The 24989-nt window shown below is 66.2% G+C and carries 22 protein-coding genes and 1 tRNA gene; 18 read left to right on the forward strand and 5 right to left on the reverse strand.

What is annotated here, in order from left to right; all coding sequences use genetic code 11:
• The first annotated feature begins 293 nt into the window (after nt 1-293).
• The 14 genes from def to EYW47_RS11260 all read left to right on the forward strand — a co-directional run bounded on the left by def (nt 294) and on the right by EYW47_RS11260 (nt 13435).
• Complete coding sequence (def, locus tag EYW47_RS11195; protein ID WP_028221529.1) at nt 294-797, forward strand: peptide deformylase; 504 nt, start codon at nt 294-296, stop codon at nt 795-797.
• A gap of 51 nt (nt 798-848) precedes the next feature.
• Nucleotides 849-1847 (forward strand): methionyl-tRNA formyltransferase, encoded by a 999-nt coding sequence (gene fmt / locus EYW47_RS11200; protein WP_133194916.1) that lies wholly within the window; start codon nt 849-851, stop codon nt 1845-1847.
• A gap of 158 nt (nt 1848-2005) precedes the next feature.
• Nucleotides 2006-2659, forward strand: a complete 654-nt coding sequence (locus EYW47_RS11205; protein WP_133194917.1) for a LysE family translocator — start codon at nt 2006-2008, stop codon at nt 2657-2659.
• A gap of 135 nt (nt 2660-2794) precedes the next feature.
• Nucleotides 2795-3652, forward strand: coding sequence for a zinc metalloprotease HtpX (gene htpX / locus EYW47_RS11210; RefSeq protein ID WP_133194918.1), 858 nt, complete (start codon nt 2795-2797; stop codon nt 3650-3652).
• Between the two features lie 228 nt (nt 3653-3880).
• Nucleotides 3881-5506, forward strand: a complete 1626-nt coding sequence (rsmB, locus tag EYW47_RS11215) for a 16S rRNA (cytosine(967)-C(5))-methyltransferase RsmB (protein ID WP_133194919.1) — start codon at nt 3881-3883, stop codon at nt 5504-5506.
• Entirely contained in the window at nt 5503-6093 is a 591-nt protein-coding gene (locus EYW47_RS11220; protein ID WP_133194920.1) for a DUF4390 domain-containing protein, read from the forward strand. The genes rsmB and EYW47_RS11220 overlap by 4 nt, the downstream gene beginning before the upstream one ends.
• Nucleotides 6083-8518, forward strand: coding sequence for a sensor histidine kinase (locus EYW47_RS11225; RefSeq protein ID WP_133194921.1), 2436 nt, complete (start codon nt 6083-6085; stop codon nt 8516-8518). Before EYW47_RS11220 ends, EYW47_RS11225 begins: the two co-directional genes overlap by 11 nt.
• On the forward strand, nt 8519-9211 hold the full coding sequence (gene esaR / locus EYW47_RS11230; protein ID WP_133194922.1) for a response regulator transcription factor EsaR: 693 nt from the start codon (nt 8519-8521) through the stop codon (nt 9209-9211).
• A gap of 65 nt (nt 9212-9276) precedes the next feature.
• Nucleotides 9277-9352: transfer RNA gene (locus tag EYW47_RS11235), tRNA-Phe, on the forward strand.
• 315 nt (nt 9353-9667) lie between these two features.
• Complete coding sequence (gene queC / locus EYW47_RS11240) at nt 9668-10369, forward strand: 7-cyano-7-deazaguanine synthase QueC (RefSeq protein WP_377785268.1); 702 nt, start codon at nt 9668-9670, stop codon at nt 10367-10369.
• A 189-nt stretch (nt 10370-10558) separates the two neighbouring features.
• Nucleotides 10559-11191, forward strand: coding sequence for a 7-carboxy-7-deazaguanine synthase (gene queE / locus EYW47_RS11245; RefSeq protein WP_133194924.1), 633 nt, complete (start codon nt 10559-10561; stop codon nt 11189-11191).
• A gap of 35 nt (nt 11192-11226) precedes the next feature.
• On the forward strand, nt 11227-11670 hold the full coding sequence (gene queD / locus EYW47_RS11250; RefSeq protein WP_133195115.1) for a 6-carboxytetrahydropterin synthase QueD: 444 nt from the start codon (nt 11227-11229) through the stop codon (nt 11668-11670).
• A gap of 227 nt (nt 11671-11897) precedes the next feature.
• Nucleotides 11898-12680 carry an HpcH/HpaI aldolase family protein gene (locus EYW47_RS11255; RefSeq protein WP_133194925.1) on the forward strand — a complete coding sequence of 261 codons (783 nt, stop codon included), beginning with the start codon at nt 11898-11900 and terminating at the stop codon, nt 12678-12680.
• Entirely contained in the window at nt 12677-13435 is a 759-nt protein-coding gene (locus EYW47_RS11260; RefSeq protein ID WP_133194926.1) for a tetratricopeptide repeat protein, read from the forward strand. Before EYW47_RS11255 ends, EYW47_RS11260 begins: the two co-directional genes overlap by 4 nt.
• Before the next feature lie 133 nt (nt 13436-13568).
• Here EYW47_RS11260 and rodA read toward each other — a convergent pair whose 3' ends face one another.
• The 5 genes from rodA to EYW47_RS11285 all read right to left on the reverse strand — a co-directional run bounded on the left by rodA (nt 13569) and on the right by EYW47_RS11285 (nt 20210).
• Nucleotides 13569-14735, reverse strand: coding sequence for a rod shape-determining protein RodA (rodA, locus tag EYW47_RS11265; RefSeq protein ID WP_133194927.1), 1167 nt, complete (start codon nt 14733-14735; stop codon nt 13569-13571).
• 114 nt (nt 14736-14849) lie between these two features.
• The gene (gene mrdA / locus EYW47_RS11270; protein WP_133194928.1) at nt 14850-17324 is read right to left on the reverse strand and encodes a penicillin-binding protein 2; all 2475 of its coding nucleotides are present in this window, start codon (nt 17322-17324) and stop codon (nt 14850-14852) included.
• 105 nt (nt 17325-17429) lie between these two features.
• On the reverse strand, nt 17430-17942 hold the full coding sequence (mreD, locus tag EYW47_RS11275; protein ID WP_133194929.1) for a rod shape-determining protein MreD: 513 nt from the start codon (nt 17940-17942) through the stop codon (nt 17430-17432).
• The gene (mreC, locus tag EYW47_RS11280; protein ID WP_133194930.1) at nt 17942-18997 is read right to left on the reverse strand and encodes a rod shape-determining protein MreC; all 1056 of its coding nucleotides are present in this window, start codon (nt 18995-18997) and stop codon (nt 17942-17944) included. The genes mreD and mreC overlap by 1 nt, the downstream gene beginning before the upstream one ends.
• Before the next feature lie 169 nt (nt 18998-19166).
• Complete coding sequence (locus EYW47_RS11285) at nt 19167-20210, reverse strand: rod shape-determining protein (RefSeq protein ID WP_004189550.1); 1044 nt, start codon at nt 20208-20210, stop codon at nt 19167-19169.
• Nucleotides 20211-20592: 382 nt separating this feature from the next.
• Here EYW47_RS11285 and gatC point away from each other — a divergent pair, with 382 nt between their 5' ends.
• The 4 genes from gatC to EYW47_RS11305 all read left to right on the forward strand — a co-directional run bounded on the left by gatC (nt 20593) and on the right by EYW47_RS11305 (nt 24975).
• Nucleotides 20593-20892: an Asp-tRNA(Asn)/Glu-tRNA(Gln) amidotransferase subunit GatC gene (gatC, locus tag EYW47_RS11290; protein WP_028217261.1), complete on the forward strand. Its 300-nt coding sequence runs from the start codon at nt 20593-20595 to the stop codon at nt 20890-20892.
• Nucleotides 20893-21061: 169 nt separating this feature from the next.
• Entirely contained in the window at nt 21062-22552 is a 1491-nt protein-coding gene (gatA, locus tag EYW47_RS11295; protein ID WP_133194931.1) for an Asp-tRNA(Asn)/Glu-tRNA(Gln) amidotransferase subunit GatA, read from the forward strand.
• Between the two features lie 2 nt (nt 22553-22554).
• Nucleotides 22555-24030 (forward strand): Asp-tRNA(Asn)/Glu-tRNA(Gln) amidotransferase subunit GatB, encoded by a 1476-nt coding sequence (gene gatB, locus EYW47_RS11300; protein ID WP_133194932.1) that lies wholly within the window; start codon nt 22555-22557, stop codon nt 24028-24030.
• Nucleotides 24031-24138: 108 nt separating this feature from the next.
• Nucleotides 24139-24975, forward strand: coding sequence for a PPK2 family polyphosphate kinase (locus EYW47_RS11305; RefSeq protein ID WP_133194933.1), 837 nt, complete (start codon nt 24139-24141; stop codon nt 24973-24975).
• Nucleotides 24976-24989 lie beyond the last annotated feature (14 nt).

Below are 24989 nucleotides of genomic sequence, written 5' to 3' on the forward strand. Positions count from 1 at the left end.
GCCTGTCGTGTTAAAATTTTCACCATCCGAAATTCATTTGCGGCGCTGTGACGCATGGTCACGGCGCGCTGCTGGCGTCGCTTTTTGCCCGATTTCGTGCCGATTCCGTTCGTGCAATGGCAGAGCGGACACGAGAAGTGCTTGCGAGGCCGGCGGCGCGTTGATTCCGGTCATTTCGTTCGTATCTGTCCGACTATCTTCTGTATTCCGCAAGGGGCGCACCAGTTGGCCGAACGGCCAATTTGCGCGCTTGTCGCGCGGTCCGCGGCGCCCAACCAGGAACCTGACAAACCATGGCTCTACTGAACATTCTTCATTACCCGGACAAGCGTCTGCACAAGGTCGCCAAACCCGTCGAAGTGGTCAACGACCGTATCCGCAAGCTCGTCGCCGACATGGCCGAGACCATGTACGCGGCACCCGGCGTGGGCCTTGCCGCCACCCAGATCGACGTGCACGAGCGTGTCGTCGTGATCGACGTCTCCGACGCGCACGACGAACTGCGCGTGTTCATCAACCCGGAAATCGTCTGGGCCAGCAACGAGAGGGAAGTGCACGAAGAGGGTTGCCTCTCGGTGCCGGGCATCTACGACAACGTCGAGCGCGCGGAGAAGGTGCGCGTGCGGGCGCTCAACGAGAAGGGTGAGACTTACGAGGTGGACTGCGAAGGCCTGCTCGCCGTGTGCATCCAGCACGAGATGGATCACCTGATGGGCAAGGTGTTCGTCGAGTACCTCTCGCCGCTCAAGCAGACGCGCATCAAGAGCAAGATGAAGAAGCTCGAGCACGCGATGTAACGCTCGCGCGCTGCGCCGCTCCCTTCTTCATTTGCCGATCTTCAAGCGTCCATGAGCCATTCTCTTCGCGTGATTTTTGCCGGTACGCCGGAATTCGCCGCCGCGGCGCTCGCCGCGATTCACGAGGCGGGGTTTGCCGTGCCGCTCGTGCTGACCCAGCCCGACCGTCCTGCCGGACGCGGGATGAAGCTCCAGGCGAGCCCGGTCAAGCGCTACGCGCAGGAGCATGGCATTGCCGTGGCGCAGCCGCCCTCGCTGCGGCGCGCGGGCAAGTACCCGGAAGAGGCGGTCGCGGCGCTGGACTTGCTGCGCGCGACGCCGCACGACGTGATGGTGGTGGCCGCCTACGGCCTTTTGCTGCCGCAAGAAGTGCTCGACATCCCGCCGCACGGCTGTATCAACATCCACGGGTCCATCTTGCCGCGCTGGCGCGGCGCGGCGCCCATACACCGGGCGATCGAGGCCGGCGATGCCGAGACCGGCATCACCCTCATGCAGATGGACGCGGGCCTCGACACCGGCCCGATGATCTCGGAAGTGCGCACGCCGATCGCGTCCACGGACACGACCGCGACGCTGCACGACCGCCTCGCGGCGCTGGGCGCACAGCTTGTGGTGGACGGGCTGATCCAGCTGGAGCGCGACGGTGCGCTGCCTGTCACGCCGCAGCCCGCCGATGGCGTGACCTATGCCGAGAAGATCGGCAAGCAGGAGGCCGCGCTCGACTTCCGTCGTTCCGCCGAGGCGCTCGCGCGGCAGGTTCGCGCGTTCGACCCGTTCCCGGGCGGCGCGGCCACGCTGGACGGCGCGCTGCTCAAGCTGTGGTCCGCCGAGCCGGCCGAGGGCGCCAACCTGCCCACGGGCGCTGCGCCGGGCCAGATTCTCGACGTCTCGCCCGCGGGCGTCGTGGTGGCGTGCGGCGAGGGCGCCTTGCGCGTGACGCAGCTGCAGAAGCCCGGTGGCAAGCGCCTGCCTGCACGCGAATTCCTCGCTGGCATGCCGCTCGCGGCCGGCCAGCGCTTCACGCTGAACGACGCCGGCGCGGCGTAAGCACCCGCAGGCGATTCCTGGCCTCGCCTGTCGAGCATCCGGCCGTGCGGCGAGGCAACGCACACGCCGCTGCGCGCGTTAGAATTTGAGGGATTCGGCGAGGCGGCTGCACAGGGCGGCTCGATCCCTCTTTCCGAGTCGCTTTTGCAGGAAACGTCATGCTTGGCATCACTCATTTTGGCTTCTTTCTCGTCGCCGTCTTTCTCCTGAACGTCACGCCGGGTCCCGATACGGCCTATATCGTCGGCCGCAGCGTCGCGCAGGGCCGCAGCGCCGGGCTCGTGTCGGCGCTGGGCATTTCCGCGGGCTGCTGTGTGCACGCGCTGGCCTGCGCGTTCGGGCTGACCGCGCTGCTCGCGGCCTCGGCCACGGCGTTCACGGTCATCAAGCTCGTGGGCGCGTGCTACCTCGTGTATCTCGGCGTGCGCCTGATCTTCGCGAAACAACAAGCCCCGGCACGCGCCGCCGACACAACGGAATCCGCTGTGCACGCCAGCGCGCCGCGCCCGCTGCGCCAGCTCTTCCTCTCGGGTTTCTGGACCAACGTGCTCAACCCGAAAGTCGTGCTGTTCTTCGTGTCGTTCTTCCCGCAGTTCGTGAACGTGACGAGCCCGCACAAGGTGCTCGCGTTCCTCGCGCTCGGCGTCGTGTTCGTCGTCATGAGCACGATCTGGAACAGCTTCGTCGCGTGGATCGCAGGCAGCGTGACGCAGCGCTTCTCCGGCAAGCCGGGCATCAAGAAATGGCTCGACCGCACGGTGGGCTCGGCGTTCGTCGGCCTGGGCTTGAGGCTTGCCACCGCCACGCGCTGAGATTGAATTTTTCAGATCCGCCCATATCTAACAAATCGCTTACAATGCGCTCGCCGCCCCACCGGCGCAATGATGGCCGGGGCTCGTGGCGGGCGTCCAACGATTTGATCCCTGATGGGTGAAGGAGCACAGCACATGTTCAACTGGGTCAAGACCGCGATGTTGATGGCCGCGATTACGGCCCTTTTCATCGTGATTGGCGGCATGATCGGCGGGCATCGCGGCATGATGCTCGCGCTGATGTTCGCGCTCGCCATGAACTTCTTCTCGTACTGGTTCTCGGACAAGATGGTCCTGCGCATGTACAACGCGCAGGAAGTGGACGAGACCACGGCGCCGCAGTTCTACCGCATGGTCCGCGAGCTGGCCACGCGCGCGAACATTCCGATGCCGCGCGTCTACCTGATCAACGAAGACGCACCCAACGCGTTCGCCACGGGCCGCAACCCCGAGCACGCGGCGGTGGCGGCCACCACGGGCATCCTGCGCGTGCTCTCCGAGCGCGAGATGCGCGGCGTGATGGCCCACGAGCTCGCGCACGTGAAGCACCGCGACATCCTCATTTCGACGATTTCGGCCACCATGGCCGGCGCGATCTCGGCGCTCGCCAATTTCGCGATGTTCTTCGGCGGCCGCGACGAGAACGGCCGTCCCGCCAACCCCATCGCCAGCATTGCCGTGGCGCTGCTCGCGCCGATCGCCGCCGCGCTCATCCAGATGGCCATCTCGCGCTCGCGCGAGTTCGAGGCCGATCGCGGCGGCGCGCAGATTTCGGGCGATCCGCAGGCGCTGGCTTCGGCGCTCGACAAGATCCATCGCTACGCGCAGGGCATTCCGTTCCCGGCTGCCGAGCAGCATCCGGCCACGGCGCAGATGATGATCATGAATCCGCTCGCGGGCGGCGGCATTGCGAACCTCTTCTCGACCCACCCCGCCACCGAAGAGCGCATCGCGCGTCTCATGGAGATGGCGCGCACCGGCCGCTTCGACTGAAGCAGCGCGGCACGCATGCGAAGGGCAGACCTGCGGGTTTGCCCTTTTTTATTGGCGCGATGCAGGTGAGATGCGGGCGCAATCAGCGCGCGCCGATTGCGCTGGGCGAGCGGCGTTGCGCCCACGCCACGCTACAATGGCTCGCTTGTGGTTTGCTTTTGCACGCGTCATTGCACGCGCGTTTGTACGATACGCCGCGCCTTGCCGCGGCCCGCTTCCGGTTTTTCCATGACATCGAGTTCCTCCCGCCGCCCGTCCGGCGCATCGTCTTCCGGCCAACCCCGCACCAAACGTGCCGGGCGCCCCGCATCGCCAGCGCGCCGGACTGGGACGGCCGGGCCGCGTCAGGCCGGGCCGCGTGAGGCTGAGCCGCGTCAGACCGGGCAGCATCAGGCCGCGCAACGCCAGGTCGTGAATCTGGCCCCAGACTCGCTCGGCTTCGCGCTCGACCAGGCGGCGCACGCCGTGGGCGCGGTGCGCACGGGCGCGGCGCTCCCGGCGGCGCTCATGAGTGCTTTCTCCGCGCTCCCGCACGATATCGCAGCGATGGCGCGCGGCGCCGTGCAAGACATCGCGTATCGCACGATGCGGCGCCTCGGCACCGTGGACTGGCTGATCAAGCAGCGCGTGAGCAAGGCCCCGCCGCCGCCCGTGACGAATCTGCTCGCGTGCGCGCTGGCGTTGCTCGTCGACGACGAGGCGCACGCCGCCTACACGCCGTTTACCGTTGTCGACCAGGCGGTGCGCGCGATCGGTGCGCGCCGCGACGTGGCCTTCGCAAAGGGCCTCGTGAACGCGGTGCTGCGCGGCTTCCTGCGCGAGCGCGAGAGTGCCCTTGCCGCTGCGCAGGCCAACGAAGTCGCGCGCTGGAACTATCCGCAATGGTGGATCGACGCGGTTCGCCGCGCGTGGCCCGATCGTTGGCAGGCGATTCTCGAAGCGGGCAACACCCAGGGGCCGCTCACGCTGCGCGTGAACGCGCGCCGCGCGAGCGTCGCCGACTATCTGCAGCGCCTTGGCGAGGACAACATCGCCGCGACGCAGATCGGCGAGCACGCCGTGCGACTTGCCGCGCCGCTGCCCGTCGATCGCATTCCGGGCTTCATGGCCGGCGACGTCTCGGTGCAGGACGCGGGCGCGCAAATCGCGGCGCAAATCGTGGGCGTGCGCGACGGCATGCGCGTGCTCGACGCGTGCGCCGCACCCGGCGGCAAGAGCGGCCATCTGCTCGAGCTCGCCGACATCGACCTGATTGCGCTGGAAAGTGACGCGACGCGCGCGACGCGCATCGGCGAGAACTTCGAGCGCCTTGGCTTTTCGGCCGCTCGACCGGATGACGAGGATGACGATGCGCAGCATCCCGCGCGGCATGCGCGCGTCGTGATCGGCGACGCGGGCGCGCCCGCGAGCTGGTTCGACGGCGAGCCGTTCGACCGCATTCTTGCGGACGTGCCGTGCTCGGCCTCGGGCATCGTGCGCCGTCATCCCGACATTCGCTGGCTGCGCCGTCAAACCGATATCGAGGCCTTGGTGCAGGAGCAGCGCCGCATCGTCGATGCGCTGTGGGCGCTCGTCAAGCCGGGTGGCGAGCTGCTTTACGTGACGTGCTCGATCTTCCCCGAAGAAGGCGAGGCGCAGGCGAGCTGGTTTGAAACTACCCACGCGGATGCGGTACGATTGGACGCGCCGGGGCAACTGTTGCCCGCGGCCGACGGCGCGCCGGCCGGGGGGCCTGACGATGGCGTAGCCAGCGTGGCGCGGCCGCATGCCGAAGTGCAGCACGATGCCCACCCCGTTCCCGATCGCACCGCAGATCACGACGGCTTCTTCTACGCGCGCTTTCAGAAACGGTGACCATTAAACGCTTCTTCCCGCTACGCTTCGCGGTCCTGATCTGGATCGCACTGGCTTTCGGCTTGATGGCCGTCACGCCGGCGCGCGCGGATTCGATCTCGGTGCAGCGGGCCTCGCTGCAGGCCGACGGCTCAGGATGGAGCCTCGATGCCCGCTTCGACTTCGATCTGAACAGCAGCCTGGAAGACGCGGTCAACAAGGGCATTCCGCTCTACTTCACCACCGACTTCGAGCTCACGCGCCCGCGCTGGTACTGGTTCGACGAGCAGCCCGTGAGCGTTTCGCAAAGCATCCGCCTGTCATTCCAGCCGCTCACGCGCGAGTACCGCGTGTCGAGCGGCGGGCTGCAGCTCGGCTTCTCGACGCTCTCGGATGCGCTCGCCGTCATCAAGCACGTCACGTCGTGGCACGTGATCGACAGCAAGCAGGTGCATCCGGGCGAGACCTATACGGCGTCCGTGCGCATGCAGCTCGACGTCGCGCTCATGCCCAAGCCCTTCCAGATCGATGCGGTCAACAACCGCGACTGGAACCTCGCTTCCGACTGGAAGCGCTTTAACTTCACGGTGACCGAACGTGCTAAATAAAGTGCGCCGCGCCACCAGCGTCAGCAGCATCGTCGTCAGGCTGCTCGTTTCCACCGTCGCGTTCACCGCGACGCTGCTGCTCGTGCTGCTCGCCGCCGCGAGCGCGAACACCGAGTTCTTCGATCGCTACTACGGCTGGCTCTATGCGGCCAACATCGTCGTCGCGCTGATCTTCCTCTCGGTCGTGACGGCGCTCGTGATCGTGATCGTCGTGCGCTTGCGGCGCGGCAAGTTCGGCACGCGCTTGCTGGCCAAGCTCGCATTCTTCTTCGCGCTCGTGGGCGTGGTGCCGGGCGGCATTATCTACATCGTCTCGTATCAGTTCGTCTCGCGCTCGATCGAGTCGTGGTTCGACGTGAACGTGGAAACCGCGCTCACGGCGGGCCTGAATCTCGGGCGCGGCATGCTCGACGCCTCGCTCTCCGACCTCCAAACCAAGGCCCGTCTGATGGCCGAGCAAATTGCGAACGGCGAGGCCGCAGGCACCACACTCACGCTCTTGCGCGCGCGCGACCAGTTCGGCGTGCAGGACGCCACCATCGTCGAGCCGGTGCGCAGCATGTCGGGCGCGGCACCGGACATGCACGTGGTCGCGCAGGCGTCGAGCAACTTCTCCTCGCTGATGCCGGCTGATCTGCCCACGCCGCTCATGATCGATCAGGCGCGCGGGCGCGGCTACGCGGCGATCGAAGGCGAAGTGGACGGCGACCCGCATCTGCATGGCCCGAAGGGGGCGCTGCGCTTGCGTGTCGTCACGCGCATTCCCGATGCGAACACCACCGACCTGCAGCCCGTCGAACGCTTCCTGCAACTGGAGCAGCCGGTGCCTGCCGCGCTCGCGCGCAACGCCGACGCCGTGCAGCGCGCCTACCGCGAGTACCAGGAGAAAGCGCTGGGCCGCACGGGCTTGCGCAAGATGTACATCGGCACGCTCACGCTCGCGCTCTTTCTCGCGACCTTCGTTGCGATGATGCTGGCGCTCGCGCTCGGCAACCAGTTGGCAAGACCGCTGTTCCTGCTCGCGCAGGGCACGAAGGAAGTGACCGAGGGCGACTACACGCCCAAGCGGGAGATCAAGTCGCGCGACGAGCTGGGCTTTCTCACCCAGTCGTTCAACGCGATGACGCGCCAGCTCTCCGAAGCGCGCCTGGCCGTGGAGAAGAACCGCGTCGCGCTCGAGCATTCAAAGGCGTATCTCGAGAGCATTCTCGCGAACCTCACGGCGGGCGTGTTCGTGTTCGATCGCCAGTTCCGGCTGACGACGGCCAACCCAGGCGCTGAGCGCATCTTCCGCCACCCGTTCCAGACACAGCTCGGCCTGCCCATCGATCACGTGGCGGCGCTTGGCGATTTCGCGGCGATGGTGCGCAAGGCGTTCGCCGACCAGGAGGCATCGCGCACGGATCGCGACAACGGCGACGTGCACCATGGCCACTGGCAGCAGCAGTTCTCGGTGCCGATGGCCGGCGAGGCCGACCCGCTCACGCTGCTCGTGCGCGGCGCGCGACTTGTCTCCGACACGGGCCGCGACGCTGGCGACATGCAGACCTCGGGCTACGTGGTCGTGTTCGACGACATCTCCGACGTGATCTCGGCGCAGCGCTCGGTCGCGTGGGGCGAAGTCGCGCGGCGCCTCGCGCACGAGATCAAGAATCCGCTCACGCCGATTCAGCTTTCCGCGGAGCGCCTGCAGATGAAGCTCTCCGACAAGCTCGCGCCCTCGGATGCCGAGGTGCTCAAGCGCGGCGCGACCACGATCGTCAATCAGGTCGCGGCGATGAAGCAGATGGTCGACAACTTCCGCGACTACGCGCGCACGCCGCCGGCGGTGCTCGCGAGCTTGCAGCTGAACGACCTCGTGAGCGAGGTGCTCATGCTCTACGGCGCGGAGGAAGGCAAGAGCGCGATCAAGGTCGAGCTTTCGGCGCTGCCGGTCATCCGGGGCGATGCGACGCAACTGCGCCAGGTCATTCACAACCTCTTGCAGAATGCGCAGGACGCGGTGGCCGACATCGAGACGCCACGCGTGACGCTGGAGACGCGGGCCGTAGAATACGGCGATCCGGACGCGGACGGTCACACGCGCGTGGCGGTGCGTCTCACGGTGTCGGACAACGGCTCCGGTTTCCCGGCGCGCATTCTCACACGCGCGTTCGAACCCTACGTGACGACCAAGGCCAAAGGAACAGGACTCGGGCTTGCGATGGTCAAGAAGATCATCGACGAGCACGGCGCGCGCATCGACATTCGCAATCGCATGAAAGCGGGCGATGTGATCGAAGGCGCGCAGATCTCGATTCTCTTTCTCCAGCTGGCGGACGACACCAGCCCGAGCGCCACCGCTGCCACGCGCGGTCATGGCTCAGCGGGGCGCGCGGCAACGGAGCAAGGATCAAAAGCAACAGTGCAGACAAGGGCAGCGTAAATGGCAACCATCCTGGTGGTAGACGACGAAATGGGCATCCGGGAATTGCTCTCGGAGATCCTCAGCGACGAAGGACATGTCGTGGAGCTCGCGGAGGACGCGCAGGAGGCGCGCGCGTTCCGTCAGCGTCAGGTGCCGGACCTGGTGCTGCTCGATATCTGGATGCCGGACACCGATGGCGTCACGCTGCTCAAGGAATGGGCCGCGCAGGGCGAACTGACGATGCCCGTCATCATGATGTCGGGGCATGCGACCATCGACACGGCCGTCGAGGCGACCAAGATCGGCGCGCTCAATTTCCTCGAAAAACCGATCGCGCTGCAAAAGCTCCTGAAGGCGGTCGAGCAGGGACTCGCGCGCGGCACCGCCGCGCCGGTGCCGGCGAGCGCGCCTGGTGGCGCGAAGCCGTCGGCGGGCGGCCCGGCCGTGGTGGCGTCGGCGGCGGCACTGCCGGTGCTGGGCGCCGACGGCGCGCAGGGCGGGGCAACCGCCGTGGGCGTGGCGTCGATCTCGTTCGACATCCCGCTGCGCGACGCGCGCGACGCGTTCGAGCGTGCCTACTTCGAGTACCACCTCGCACGCGAGAACGGCAGCATGACGCGCGTAGCCGAGAAGACCGGCCTCGAGCGCACGCACCTGTACCGCAAGCTCAAGCAGCTCGGCGTGGACCTCGGCAAAAGCAAGGGCGAGTGAATTAACTTTTTTGCGAAGGCACTTGCGCGGCTCCGTCAGACCCGCTATACTCTTCTTTCTTCGTTGGCCCGGTAGCTCAGTTGGTAGAGCAGCGGATTGAAAATCCGCGTGTCGGTGGTTCGATTCCGCCCCAGGCCACCAGAATGCAGCCCCAGGAGATCGTAAGATTCCTGGGGCTTTTTCGTTGTCTGGTTGCTTTCGTGGTGTGTTTGCTTCCTGCTCGGGCTTGTTGTCAGTGACGATGCCGGTGAACGCCAGGCGCGACCACGCGGCCGGGATATCAACGGTATAAAGTGACGCCGATATCCACAAAAAAGCTGCGCCCTATACTGCATTGGCCGGCGGATGTCAGATCAGGCCGGTCCGTGCGGCGGGTTTCCAGGGCTTGCGACCGCGCGGAACCTCTCAACACGGAGTTTCACGGTGACTCGAACAGAACCCAGGAACGGCGCGCTCGTGCTGTTTTCCGGCGGCCAGGACTCGGCTACGTGCCTTGCCTGGGCGCTCGACCGTTACGATACCGTCGAGACGCTCGGCTTCGATTATGGCCAGCGTCATCGCGTCGAACTGGAATGCCGTGAAGGCTTCCGCGCGGCCATCGCGCAGACCTTCCCCGCGTGGGGCGAGCGTCTCGGCGACGACCACATGATCGATCTCGCGGTGCTAGGCTCGATCAGCGACACGGCCATGACGCGCGAAATCGAGATCGAAACGGCGGCAAGCGGCTTGCCGAACACCTTCGTGCCGGGCCGCAACCTGATGTTCATGAATATCGCGGCGGCGATTGCTTACCGGCGCGGGCTCAAGGTGCTCGTCGGCGGCATGTGCGAAACCGACTTCTCGGGCTACCCCGATTGCCGCGACGACACCATGAAGGCGCTGCAAGTCACGCTCAATCTGGGCATGGACAGCCGCTTCGTGCTGGAAACGCCGCTCATGTGGCTCGACAAGGCCGACACATGGCGCCTCGCGCACACGCTTGGCGGCGAAGCGCTCGTCGAGCTGGTGCGTGTGGAAACGCATACGTGCTACGTGGGCGAGCGCGCCGAGCTCCACGAGTGGGGCTTCGGCTGCGGTGAGTGCCCGGCGTGCAAGCTGCGCAAGCGCGGCTACGAAGCGTACCTCGCGGGCGAAAAGGTGACGCAAGCGCCGGTCTGAACCGATGACGGGCGCAAGGCCAGCATGGTTTGCATGCTGGCAGGATTGGGGCGGCGCACGGGCGGCGCGCCCCGCACGGATCGTGCAGATGAAGTTCCAGCGCCCGGTATAACCGGCTCAGAGCCTCCGGGGCGATACTCAGGGATCAAGCTCGGGATTCGAGTTCAAGGATCACATTCAGGCAGCAGTATGACTTACGCAGTAAAGGAAATTTTCTATACGTTGCAGGGCGAGGGCGCGAACGCCGGGCGTCCGGCCGTGTTCTGCCGGTTTGCCGGCTGCAATCTGTGGTCGGGCCGCGAGGAAGACCGCGAAGCGGCGGTCTGCCGTTTTTGCGACACCGATTTCGTGGGCACCGACGGCGAGAACGGCGGCAAGTACCGCACGCCGGAGGAGCTCGTTGCGATGATCGCGTCGCTTTGGCCTGAAGGCGAAGGCAACCGCTTCGTCGTCTGCACGGGCGGCGAGCCGATGCTGCAGATCGATCAGCCGTTCGTCGATGCGCTGCACGCCGCCGGCTTCGAGATCGCCATCGAGACGAACGGCTCGCTGCCGGTGCTCGATACCATCGATTGGATCTGCGTGAGCCCGAAGGCCGACGCGCCGCTCGTCGTCACCAGGGGCAACGAGCTGAAGGTCGTGGTCCCGCAGGACAACCAGCGCCTCGCCGACTACGCGAAGCTCGATTTCGAGTACTTCCTCGTCCAGCCGATGGACGGCCCGTCGCGCGACCTGAACACGAAACTCGCCATCGACTGGTGCAAGCGCCATCCGCAATGGCGCCTTTCGATGCAGACTCACAAGTACCTGAACATCCCCTGATTCTTTGCCCCTGAATTTTTCAGAATAGCGCCGTGCTGACGATCACCCGAAAACTCGAATTCGACGCGGGCCACCGCATTCCCGACCACCGCAGCCAGTGCCGCAACCTGCACGGGCATCGCTACGTGCTGGAAGTCACGCTGCAAGGCGACACTGTCGAGACGGAAGGCGCGCCCGACCGTGGCATGGTGATGGACTTCGCCGACGTGAAGGCGCTCGCGAATCAACATCTCGTCGATCTGTGGGATCACGCGTTCATCGTCTTCGAAGGCGACACGCAGGTGCGCGGTTTCCTCGAAACGCTGCCGGGCCATAAGACGGTCGTGATCGATCGCATCCCGACCGTGGAGAACCTCGCGGCCATCGCGTTCGAGATTCTGGCGAACGTCTACGACGCGCATTACGGCGTGAATCTGCAGCTCTCCAAAGTGCGTCTGTACGAGACGCCGAACTGCTGGGCGGAAGTCACGCGCAGCTAGGGCCTGTTATTAGCGGGAACAGGCGCTAAGGTTCGATCGAGCCCCGCAAGCCCGGGTTTTCCACCCGGCCCGCGAACTTTTGTCGCGGTATGATCGCTCCGGCAAGGCCGCGCATCCGACGCGCGGCCCAATAACACAACGGAGCGAGACATGCCGGCTGCGGCGCTGCCGGGCCGCCAGGCCCGCGCGGGACGCGCGCGTCCCGCAGCCTCGCCGGGAGCACGGCGATGAGCACCTTCACCAATCCCCTCAAGGAACGCCTCAAGGAAGCCGAGCCGCTCTATGGCCTGTGGCTTTCGATGGGCAGCGAGACCGCCGCCGAGGCGCTCGCGCACGCTGGTTTCGACTGGCTGCTGATCGACATGGAGCACACGCCCAACGACAGCGGCGACGTGATCGCGCAACTGCGCGCCATCGCGGCGGCGCATCTGCCGACCGAGCCCGTCGTGCGCCTGCCGGCCAACGAGCCGTGGCTCGTCAAGCGCGTGCTCGACGCGGGCGTGCGCACGGTGATGTTTCCCAACGTGGCATCCGCCGACGAAGCCGCCCGCGCGGTGAGCTACACCCAATATCCCGATGCGAATACGCCGGACGGCCAGCGCGGCGTCGCGGGCGTCGTGCGCGCGGCCGGTTATGGCATGCGGCGCGATTATCTGCAGGGCGCGAACGCGCAAATCGCGTCGATCGTGCAGATCGAATCGGCGGCGGCACTCTCAGAGGTCGAGAAAATCGCGGCGGTGCCGGGCGTCGATTGCCTCTTCGTCGGGCCCGCCGATCTGGCCGCGAGCCTCGGCCATCTCGGCGACTCGAAGCACCCCGACGTCGTCGCCGCGATGACGCACATCGTTGCCGCCGCGCGCGCGGCGGGTGTGGCAGCAGGCATTTTTGCGATGGATGCCGCGCAGGCGAAGCAGTATCGCGAAATGGGCTTTAACTTCGTCGCGCTGGCCGCCGACGTCATCTGGCTCATGCGCGCGACGCGCCAGGCGCTGCAGGAGGCAAGGTCATGAGGTGTCCGAAAGCATTGCTGGCGCAGCTTGCCCGCGTGGCGGCGACGGCTTGCGTCGCTGGCGCGGCGCTTGGCGCGAGCGGCCTCGCGGCTGCTGCGGGCGCCGCTGGGGCGGCGAGCGCAGCGGCGGCCACCACGTCTGCACCCGTTGCCGATGCGCAATCCGATCCGCAGACGGCCAATGCCGTAGCCGACTACAACGCCGGCAATCTTGCCGCTGCGCGCGCCGGATTCCAGGCCGCCGCCGGGCGCGGCAACCGGCTCGCGGAATTCAACTACGCAATGATGCTGGTCAACGGCGAAGGCGGCGCCGCCGACGTGAGCGAGGGCCGCAAGTGGCTGCGCAAGGCCGCCGACGCGAACATGTCCCACGCTCAATACGTGTACGGCAAGATGTACGACGACGGCGACTTCGTCGGGCGCGATCCGGTCGAGGCGCATCAGTGGTTCCTGAAGGCTGCGAAGCAGGGGCACGTGCAGGCCGAGCTCGCACTCGCGAACCAGTACCTCGACGGGCGCGGCACGTCGCGCGACAACAAGCAGGCGTTCTACTGGTACAAGAAGGCCGCGGAAGGCGGCGACATGACGGCGCAGTACGTGACCGGCTCGTTCTACGAGCGCGGCGGCGACGGCGTGCCGAAGAACCTGAACGTTGCGCGCGCCTACTATGCAGCGGCGGCGGCGCAGGGCGACCCGGTTGCGCGGCTCAAGTATCAGCAGTTGAGCACGCAATTGATGAAGTCGGCGCCGCAATAGCCGCGCCGAACTCGAACGCCCATTCCCTTCCAGCAACGCCGGAAAAAGAAAACGCGCCGTGGCAAGACGGCGCGTTCCTTCGGGGAGCCTGCAAGTCGGCGTGACCGGGGCCTGTTATTTGCGTGAACAGGCCCTAGCTCTGCATGAGCCGCTTTTGCCGCCCGACGCTCATGATCAGCCCGATGGCGACGCCGAGCGTCGTGAGCGCGGTGCCGCCATAGCTCATGAACGGCAGGGGCACGCCCACCACGGGCAGGATGCCGCTCACCATGCCGATGTTCACGAACGCGTAGGTGAAGAACGCCATCGTGAGCGAGCCGGCCAATAATCGCCCGAACAACGTCGCGCCGTTGGCGGCGATATAGAGTCCGCGCGCGATCAGGCACATGTAGAGCGTGAGCAGCACGATCCCGCCCGCCATGCCGAACTCTTCCGAGAACACCGCGAAAATGAAGTCGGTGTGCTTTTCGGGGATGAACTCCAGATGCGACTGCGTGCCCTTGAGCCAGCCCTTGCCGAGCGGGCCGCCCGAGCCGATCGCGATCACGGCCTGAATCGTGTGGAAGCCCTTGCCGAGCGGGTCGGAGGTGGGGTCGAGCAGTGTGCAGATGCGGTGTTTCTGGTAGTCGTGCATCAGCGGCCAGTTCACCTGCGGCTGGCAGATCCTGTCCTGGAACGCGGCAATCGACCCCACCGCGATGACGCCGGCAATCAGCACCGGCACGATCAGCTTGAACGAAAGCCCCGCGAAATAGATCACGAAGAAGCCCGCGGCGAACACCAGCACGGCGGTGCCGAGGTCCGGCTGCTTGGCGATCAGCCCCACCGGCACGAGCAGGATCACGAAGCCGACCACGAAGTCGTACCAGCGCATCACGCCTTCGCGGCGCTGGTAGTACCACGCGAGCATGAGCGGCGTGGCGATCTTGAGGATCTCGGAGGGCTGGATCACGACACCCACGTTGATCCATCGCTTGGCGCCCTTGCGCGTGAGGCCGAACAGCGCGACCGCTATCAGCATCGCGATGCCGAACGTGTAGACCGGCACTGCGAAGCGCATCAGCGTGGTGGGCGGCACGTTGGCGAGCGCCCACATCAGCACGAAGGTGAGCAAGATGTTGCGCAACTGGTCTTCGACGCGGCCCGGCATGTCGAGGGTCGCGCTGTAGAGCGTGACGATGCCCACGCACAACAGCAGGAACACCGCGAGCGCGAGCGGGCGATCGAAGCCCTTGAACATCTTGCGCAGCGCCTCTAGGGCGGCGCGCTTGTCGATCTTGTCGAACTGGAAGAAAGGCATTGTGACTCCTGTTGATCCGGAGTGAGCGCTTCAGCTGTCGACCGGAGTTGGCGCTTCAGCGCTTACTCCGGTCCCATGCAAAGCGCTTACTCCGGTCCCATGCAAGGTACTTGCTCACTCGTCGATGCCGCCCGTGGCGGGCTTGGGCGGCGGCGCGAGCGTGGCCGCTTCGGGCGCGCTGGCGGGGCGGCGCGGGCGATGCGGACCGGGGCCGAAATGGCGAGGCAGCGGGGTCGCGGAGGGCCGCTGCGCCTGCGCATCGCCGTCGGTGGCTGCGCTGCCCGATGCGCTTGCCGACGTGCCGCCGTTGACGGCATCGGTGCCCTTGGGCGCTTCGGGCGTGACCGGTTGCGTGGGCGCCTGACGCACTTGCGCGCTGGCGCTGGCGGGTTTGGCCGCAGCGGCGCTGGCCAGCGGCTTGCCCGGTGCTGATACCGCGGGAGCGCCCGAAGCCGCCGATGCCGCCGAAGCTGCTGCAGCCGCCGAAGCCCCGGATGCCGCCGCGGCAGCCGATGCGGCTTCAGCCGCCGAAGCCGCGCCCGGTATCGGCAGCGGGGTGAAGCCTGCGGCCACCTTGACCGGCAGCGTCGCGGCGCTTTCCGAGGCAACCTGCGGCGCACCGCCGATCGTGGGCGCCGACGCATCCTGCGTGGCCGAGGCCGCCTCGGCCACGGCGGCCTGCTCGACGCCGGGCTTCAGGCGGTCGACGAGCCAGTAGTCGAGCACGCGGCGCGCGATCGGGCCTGCTGCCTGCGCGCCCCAGCCGCCGTTCTCGACGACCAGCGCGACGGCGATCTGCGGCTTGTCGGCGGGCGCAAACGCGATGAAGAGGGCGTGGTCGCGCAGATGCTCGGCGAGCGCGTGCGCCTGATACTTCGCGCCCTGCAGCGAGAACACCTGCGCCGTGCCGGTCTTGCCCGCCGAGGTGTAGGGCGCGTTGCGGAACACCTGGTACGCCGTGCCCGACGGATTCATCGTCACGCCTTCCATGCCGCGCTTCACGACGTCGATATCGGACTGCTTCACGTTCAGGCGCCCGCTTTCGCTCGGCACGGTGAGTTGCTGCGCCTTCGTGATCGGATTTTCGATCTCCTTCACGAGGTGCGGCTTCATGAGGACGCCGTTGTCGGCGAGCGTGGCCGTAGCGTGCGCGAGCTGCAGGATCGTGAACGTGTTGTAGCCCTGGCCGATGCCGAGACTGATCGTCTCGCCCTCGTACCACTTCTGCTGCTCGGGCTTGCGATAGGCCTTGCGCTTCCATTCGGTGGAGGGCAGGATGCCGCGCGCCTCGCCCGCGATGTCGATGCCGGTGAGCTGGCCGAAGCCGAGCGGCTTCATGAAGTTCGCAATGTTGTCCACGCCCAGGTCGTGCGCGAGCATGAAGAAGTAGGTGTCGTTCGACACCATGATCGCCTTGTTCATGTCGACCCAGCCCTGGCCGGAGCGCACGTCGTTGTTGAAGCGGTGGCCGCCGAACATGTAGTAGCCGGGGTCGGAGAAGCCCCAGCCCGGCGTGCGCTTGTGCAGCGTGAGCGCGGCGAGCGCCATGAACGGCTTGTAGGTCGAGCCCGGCGGATAGGTGCCGTGCAGCGGCCGGTTCAAGAGCGGGTGATCGGGCGAGTTGTTCAGCGCGTCCCAGGTCTGCTGGTCGATGCCGTCCACGAAGGAGTTCGGGTCGAAGCTCGGCGCCGAGACGAACGCGAGAATGTCGCCCGTGGAAGGCTCGATCGCCACGAGCGCGCCGCGCTTGCCCGCGAAGGCCTGCTCGGCCACCTGCTGCAGGCCGATGTCGAGCGAGAGCACGAGATTGTTGCCGGGCGTGGCCTGGGTGCGCTTGAGCGTGCGCACGGGGCGCCCGCCCGCCGTCACTTCGACTTCCTCGAAGCCGGTCAGGCCGTGCAGCTCGGTTTCATAGCTCTGCTCGACGCCGATCTTGCCGATGTAGTCGGTGCCCTTGTAGTTGTTCGCATCGAGACGCGGATCGTAATGCTCGGGATCGCTCTCGTTCCTGTCGCTCTCGTCGTCGATGCGATCCTGGTCGCGCTGCGAAATGCGGCCGATATAGCCGATCACGTGCGCGGCGGTGGTGCCGAGCGGGTATTGGCGGAACAGGCGCGCGCGCACCTCCACGCCGGGGAAGCGAAAGCGCTGCGCGGTGAAGCGCGCGACTTCGTCGTCGGTCAGGCGCGTGCGGATCGGCAGGCTCTCGAAGTTCTTCGAGTCTTCGAGCAGCTTCTTGAAGCGGCGGCGGTCGCGCTGATCGATCGGGATCACCGTCGAGAGCTGGTCGATGGTGTCGTCGAGCGTGTCGGTGAGCTTCGAGGGCGTGATTTCGAGCGTGTACGCCGAGTAGTTTTTCGCGAGCACCACGCCGTTGCGGTCGGTGATGATGCCGCGGTTCGGCACGATGGGCGCGACCGAGATACGGTTCTCGTCGGCCTGCAGCGAGTACTTGCTGTGGTTCCAGACCTGCAGATAGAGGAACCGGAACGCGATCAGCCCGAAGCAGACGAACACGAACAGTCCCGCCGCCGCGACGCGCAGGCGGAACTTCGTGAGCTGCTGCTGGGTGTCCTTGAATTCGGTCATGCGGGGAGAACCCCGGGGCCCGCGCCTCGCTCAGGCGCTGCGGCGGGCCGGTAGAAAGGGTGGGTCATCGGTTGCGTCTTTCAACGGTGAGCGGCGCGCGGCCGCTCAGATGGGCCGGGTGTCGTCGGGGTCGACGGGGCGGCGCTGCGGCAGCAGCAGCACGATGCTGGTGATCGGCCAAAGCACGGCCTCCACGAAGCCGCTGACCAGATAGCCCCAGCCGGGGAACGGCGCACCCATCAAGAGGCGAACCACGAACGGCACGACTTGCGCGCCGACGAGCATCGGCATGACGGCGAACATCTGCACGCCAAGCGACATCCACAGCACGCGGCGGTGAATCGTGATGGCGCCATACGAGAGCAGCGTGTAGGCGAGCGCGTGCTCGCCGAGCAGGTTGGCGTTGTGCACGTCCATGAAGAGGCCGAGGCAGAACGCGATGCCCATGCCCACCTTGCGCGGCTGGTGAATGTTCCAGAACAGCAGCACGAGCGCGACGAAATCCGGAATGCCCGGCAGCTTGCCCCACGGCAGCAGGTTCAGCAAAAACGCGGCCGCGAGGCTGAACGCGATGAAATACGGGTTGACCGGTTGCAGGATGTATTGCGGACGCGGCATCAATGGCCCCCCTGCGGCTTCGCGGGCGCGGCCGCCGGGGCCTTCGCTGCGGCATTGGCCGGCACGTTCGCGGCCGGCTTTGCCGGGGCGGACTTCGATTTGTCGTCGGCCTTTTTATCCACACCACTGCCTTTGGCGGACTTTTTCTTCTTCGCGTCCCTGGCGTCGGCAGCCGCAGCGGCGGAAGCGGCCTCGGCCGCCTCGACCGGATTCGGCGGCACTTGTGCCACGTAATGCAGCACCAGCACCTCGCGTGCGCCGCGCACCGCCGCGAGCGGCACGCAGATCACGCGGGCAAACGCCGTGTCGGCCTGCTTGTCGATGCGCAGCACCTTCGCGACCGGCAGCCCTTGCGGATAGATTCCGTCGAGGCCGCTCGTCACGAGCTCGTCGCCGACTTGCACGTCGGCGCTGATCGGCACGAAGCGCAGATCGAGCAAATCGCCCTTGGCAGTGCCGTAGATCACGCTTCGCAGCCCGGTGCGCACGATCTCGACCGGGACGGCCTGGTCCTTGTCGGTCACGAGCGTGACTTCGGACTGCATCGGGAACACGCGCGTGACCTGGCCGATGACGCCGTCTTCGCTCAACACGGGCGAGCCGTTCTGCACACCTTGTTGCGAGCCGCCGCCGATCACGACCTTCTGCGTGAACGGGTCGCGCGTGTCGTACTGGATCTCGGCGGGCGTGGTCTGCGCGCCGATGCGTTGCGAAAGTTGCAGCAGCGAGCGCAGATGCGCGTTTTCGGCCGCGAGCGAGGCGGCGTCATTGGCTTGCTGCGAGAGCTGGAGGTTGCGCGCGTGCAGCTTTGCGTTGTCCTGTCGCAACGAGGCGCTCGTGACGGCGAGGTCGGCTGCGCCCATGAAGAGATCGCGCGGCACGAGAGCGGCGCGTTGCAGCGGATAAAGACCTGCGCCTAGCACGCCGCGCACGACTTCGAGCGTCTTGAAGCGGGCGTCGGAGACGAGCAGCGCGAGCGACAGAACGACGAAGAAGATGAGCCGTGCGAGTGCCGAAGGGCCTTGCTTGAATAGAGGCGGCGGACTGTATTCCATGGTCGGCGCCGGGCGCGTATGCGGTTCGGTGAAACTAACGATGAAACGTGAAATGCAACAGCGGCGCCGGGATGGGCGCCGCGTTGCGGACCGTGCGGCGGCGGGCTTGCCGCTGCCGCCAAGTGTGCGTCAATTGCGCTGCGCTTGCGCGCAGCGCGGCACGGTGCACTTACTCGTACGAGAAGATGCTGCCGAGCTTGTCCATGCGTTCGAGCGCCATGCCCGAGCCGCGCACGACGCAGGTGAGCGGATCTTCGGCCACCAGCACCGGCAGGCCGGTTTCTTCGGCGAGCAGGCGGTCGAGGTCGCGCAGGAGCGCACCGCCGCCCGTGAGCATCATGCCGCGCTCGGCGATGTCGGCTCCCAGTTCCGGCGGCGTTTGCTCGAGCGCGATCTTCACCGACGAGACGATCTGGTTCAGCGGGTCGGTGAGCGCTTCGAGGATTTCGTTGCTCGAAATGGTGAAGCTGCGCGGAATGCCTTCCGACAGGTTGCGGCCCTTCACTTCCATTTCCTTGACTTCGGAGCCGGGGAACGCCGAGCCGATTTCCTTCTTGATGGCTTCGGCGGTTTGCTCGCCGATCAACATGCCGTAGTTGCGGCGGATGTAGTTGACGATGGCCTCGTCGAACTTGTCGCCGCCCACGCGCACCGAGCCCTTGTACACGATGCCGCCGAGCGAGATCACGCCAACTTCGGTCGTGCCGCCGCCGATGTCGACGACCATCGAGCCGGTAGCTTCCGAGACCGGCAGGCCCGCGCCGATGGCGGCGGCCATGGGCTCTTCGATCAGATAGACCTGCGAGGCGCCGGCGCCGTGCGCGGCTTCCTTGATCGCGCGGCGCTCGACTTGCGTGGAGCCGCACGGCACGCAGATGATGATGCGCGGCGACGGCGAGAACATGCGCGATTCGTGTGCAGTCTTGATGAACTGCTTGATCATCTGTTCCGTGACGGTGAAGTCGGCGATCACGCCGTCCTTCATCGGGCGGATGGCTTCGATGTTGCCCGGCACCTTGCCGAGCATCTGCTTGGCTTCCTTGCCGACTGCCTGGATCGTTTTCTTGCCGTTCGGGCCGCCTTCCTGGCGGATGGACACGACCGAGGGCTCGTCGAGGACGATGCCCTTGCCGCGCATGTAGATCAGGGTGTTGGCGGTGCCGAGGTCGATCGCGAGATCGTTGGAGAAATAGCTACGAAGAAAACCGAACATTCAAAAATCCTGTCTCGCTGGTGGCCGACCTTGGGACGAGCGGGTCACGGGGCGGCAGCGGAAAAAATAACAGCCTCAGGACGGGCGGAAAGCGCCGCCGCGAGGAGCCTGAAACTGCGGGAATGGTTACCGGAGTCGGCCACGCTGAGCGCCATCTGAGCGCACATTGCTGCGATCAGGGGTGAAAGGCGGGCGCAAGGCGGTCCGGGTTTGAGTCGAACGCGTAATGATACCTTATAATTTTGCCTGTTTTGCAGGATCCGACGGGCAGTTTTTGACTTCGTCGAGGCTTTCCTCCACCCTCGGATCTGGTGCGATAAACCGCTGTTGCAGCACCGATTTTCCGCGCTGCCTCAGTCTCAAATTTTTTTCCGGTGACCGCATGGCCCTGACCCTGACCGATGTGAAGCGCATCGCGCATCTCGCGCGCCTCGAACTGGCCGAAGCCGAGGCCGGCAATACGCTCGAGCGCCTGAATAACTTCTTCGGGCTCGTCGAGCAGATGCAGGCCGTGGACACCACGGGCATCGCGCCGCTCGCGCATCCGATCGAGCAGATCGAAGACGTCGCGCTGCGGCTGCGCGAGGACGCGGTAACCGAAACCGTGGACCGCGACGCTTTCCAGCGTCCCGCGCCCGCGGTACAGGACGGACTTTACCTCGTGCCGCGCGTAATTGAGTAAACACGCGCGCATTTCCCGTCATTTTCGATGAAGTTCGAGTTAGATAACCTTAACTTCCGGAATGCGGAAACCCGAATCCGGCGCGGCGCGGCCCGCACTCGCGCGCGAGGCGCTCCCGGCGGCGCACGATGTTTAGGGTGCGCCGTTACGTTCTTCCAGGAATCACGCAATGCATGACAAAAGCTTGACCGAACTGCGCGCCGCGCTGGCCGCGAAGGCCTGCTCCGCCGTCGAACTGGCCCAGCATTTTTTGGGTCGGATTGAGGCGCATCAAGATTTGAACGCCTTCGTCGACGTCAATCCCGAATTGACGCTCGCGCAGGCCAAGGCCGCCGACGCGCTCATCGCGAGCGGCAACGCAGGCCCGCTCGCCGGCATCCCGCTCGCGCACAAAGACGTGTTCGTCACGCGCGGCTGGCGCTCGACCGCCGGCTCGAAGATGCTCGCAAACTATGTCAGCCCGTTCGACGCGACCGTCGTGGCGCGCCTGGCGCGCGCGGGCATGGTCTGCGTCGGCAAGACCAACATGGACGAATTCGCGATGGGCTCGTCCAACGAGAACTCGCACTTCGGCGCCGTGAAGAACCCGTGGGACAAGCAGGCTGTGCCGGGCGGCTCGTCGGGCGGCTCGGCCGCCGCCGTGGCCGCGCGCCTCGCGCCCGCCGCGACCGGCACCGACACGGGCGGCTCGATCCGTCAGCCCGCCTCGTTCTCGGGCATCACCGGCATCAAGCCCACCTACGGCCGCGTCTCGCGCTACGGCATGATCGCGTTCGCCTCGTCGCTCGACCAGGGCGGCCCGATGGCGCAAAGCGCCGCCGACTGCGCGCTGCTCCTGAACGCGATGGCGGGCTTCGACGAGCGCGACTCCACGAGCCTCGTGCGCGACGACGAAGACTACGCGCGCCACCTTGGTCAGACGTGGGGCGCGAACGCAACGGCCGACAAGCCGCTCGCGGGCCTGCGCATCGGCCTGCCGAAGGAATACTTCGGCGCGGGCCTCGCCGACGACGTGCGCACCGCCATCGACGCCGCCTTGAAGGTCTACGAATCGCTCGGCGCCACGCTGGTGGAAGTCACGCTGCCGAAGACCGAGCTCTCGATTCCCGTCTACTACGTGATCGCGCCGGCGGAAGCCTCGTCGAACCTCTCGCGCTTCGACGGCGTGCGCTACGGCCATCGCGCCGCCGAGTACACCGATCTGCTCGACATGTACAAAAAGTCGCGCGCCGAGGGCTTCGGCCCCGAGGTGAAGCGCCGCATTCTCGTGGGCACCTACGTGCTCTCGCACGGCTACTACGACGCCTACTACCTGCAAGCGCAGAAGATCCGCCGCATCATTGCGCAGGACTTCCAGGAAGCGTTCAAGCAGTGCGACGTCATCATGGGACCGGTCGCACCGAGCGTGGCGTGGGACATCGGCGCGAAGGGCGACGATCCGCTGCAGATGTATCTCGCGGACATCTACACGCTCTCCACGAGCCTCGCGGGCCTGCCCGGCATGAGCGTGCCGTGCGGCTTCGGCGCGGGCGCGAACGCGCAGCGGCCCGTCGGTCTGCAGATCGTCGGCAACTATTTCAACGAGGCCCGCATGCTGCAGGTCGCCGACGCTTTCCAGCGCGCGACCGAGTGGCATCGCAAGGCGCCGGCAGGGGTGTGAACATGGCTACACAGTGGGAAGTCGTTATCGGTCTCGAGACGCACGCGCAGTTGTCGACGGCGTCGAAGATCTTCTCGGGCGCATCGACCCAGTTCGGCGCGGCGCCCAACACGCAGGCCTGCCCCGTCGATCTCGCGCTGCCGGGCGTGCTGCCGGTGATGAACCGTGGCGCCGTCGAGCGCGCGATCCGCTTCGGTCTCGCGATCGACGCCACGGTCGCGCCGCGCAGCATCTTCGCGCGCAAGAATTACTTCTATCCGGATCTGCCGAAGGGCTATCAGATCAGCCAGTACGAGATTCCGGTCGTGCAGGGCGGCCAGATCACGATCCAGGTGCCGGCCAACGAGAAGGCCGGCAAGGACGCGTACGAGAAGACCATCAATCTCACGCGCGCGCACCTCGAAGAAGACGCCGGCAAATCGCTGCACGAAGACTTCGCGGGTATGACGGGCATCGACCTGAACCGTGCCGGCACGCCGTTGCTCGAAATTGTTACGGAACCTGAAATGCGCAGCGCCGCGGAAGCCGTTGCGTATGCGAAGTCGCTGCACACGCTCGTCGTCTGGCTCGGCATTTGCGACGGCAACATGCAGGAAGGGTCGTTTCGCTGCGACGCGAACGTTTCGGTGCGCCCGGTCGGCCAGAAGGAATTCGGCACGCGCGCCGAGATCAAGAACCTGAACTCGTTCCGCTTTCTCGAAGAAGCGATCCAGTACGAAGTGCGCCGCCAGATCGAATTGATCGAAGACGGCGGCACCGTCGTGCAGGAAACGCGTCTGTATGACCCGGACAAGCGCGAGACGCGCTCGATGCGCAGCAAGGAAGACGCGCACGATTACCGCTATTTCCCCGACCCGGACCTCATGCCGCTCGTGATCGACGCGGCGTGGATCGCGCGCGTGAAGGGCGAGATGCCCGAGCTGCCCGCGACCATGCAGACGCGCTTCGTCGAGCAGTACGGCGTGACGCCGTACGATGCGAACGTGCTTACGTCGACGAAGGCGATGGCGGTGTACTTCGAAGCGGTCGTGGCAAAGACCGGCGCGAGCCAGGCGAAGGCTGCCGCGAACTGGCTGATGGGCGAAGTGTCCTCGCAGCTGAACCGCGAAGGCCTCGACATCGACGCCTCGCCGGTGTCGGCCGCGCAGTTCGCGCTGCTGATCCAGCGCATCGCCGACGGCACGATCTCGAACAAGATCGCCAAGGAAGTGTTCCAGGCGATGTGGGACGAGAAGGCCGCGGACGTTGACGCGGTGGACCGCATCATCGAAGCGAAGGGCCTCAAGCAGATTTCGGACACCGGCGCGCTCGAAGCGATCATCGACGAGGTGCTCGCCGCGAACCCGAAGTCGGTCGAGGAATTCCGCGCCGGCAAGGAAAAGGCGTTCAACGCGCTGATCGGCCAGGCGATGAAGGCCACCAAGGGCAAGGCCAACCCGCAGCAGGTCAACGAGCTGCTGAAAAAGAAGCTGGGCTGATCCGGCGCTTGTCGGGCATCCTTGCGGGGCGGCGTCGCGCGCTTGACGCGTGACGCCGCCTTGCCGTTTCAGGATCCCGCAAAGTGCATCGACAGAGGAGAGCAACGCATGGCGAAGTCCCCGAGTCTCGACGATTTCCGCGTGCCGTATTTCGGCGACAAGAAAGCGGACACCTTCTCGCCCGAGGCGATCGACCCGGCCGCGAAGCCGTTCTCGACCGGCAGCAAGGACGGCGACCGCGAGCACCTCACGGAAATCGGCGTCAAGCTCGACGTGCTGCAGGAGCGCCTGCATGCGCAGCGTCACCATCGCGTGCTGCTGGTGCTCCAGGGCATGGACACGAGCGGCAAGGACGGCACCATCCGCGGCGTGTTCCACGAGGTCGATCCGCTCGGCCTGCGTACCGTGCCGTTTCGCGCGCCCACGCCCATCGAGGCGGCGCACGATTTCCTCTGGCGCGTGCACATGCAGGCGCCGGGCGCCGGCGAGCTGGCCATCTTCAACCGCAGCCACTACGAAGACGTGCTCGTGCCGCGCGTGACCGGGCAGATCGACAAGACGGAATGCGAGCGCCGCTACCGGCAGATCCGCGACTTCGAGTCGATGCTCGCGGAGAACGGCACGACCATCATCAAGTGCTGGCTGCACATTTCGAAAGACGAGCAGCGCCGCCGCCTTCAGGCGCGCATCGACGACCCCACCAAGCACTGGAAATTCGATCTTTCCGACCTCGAGGCGCGCAAGCACTGGGACGCCTATCAAGCGGCGTATCGCGACGCGCTCGCGGCCACATCGACGGAGCTTGCGCCCTGGTACGTGATTCCCGCCGACTCGAAGACGCATCGCAACGTGATGGTGGCCGAGCTGCTGCTGCGCCTGATGGAAGGACTCAAGCTCGAATATCCGCCCGCCAAGGCCGAGCTCAAGGGCGTGAAAATCGAGTGACGCCCGAGTCAAGC

This window comes from Paraburkholderia silviterrae (assembly GCF_004353915.1).
GTDB classification, from domain to species: domain Bacteria; phylum Pseudomonadota; class Gammaproteobacteria; order Burkholderiales; family Burkholderiaceae; genus Paraburkholderia; species Paraburkholderia silviterrae.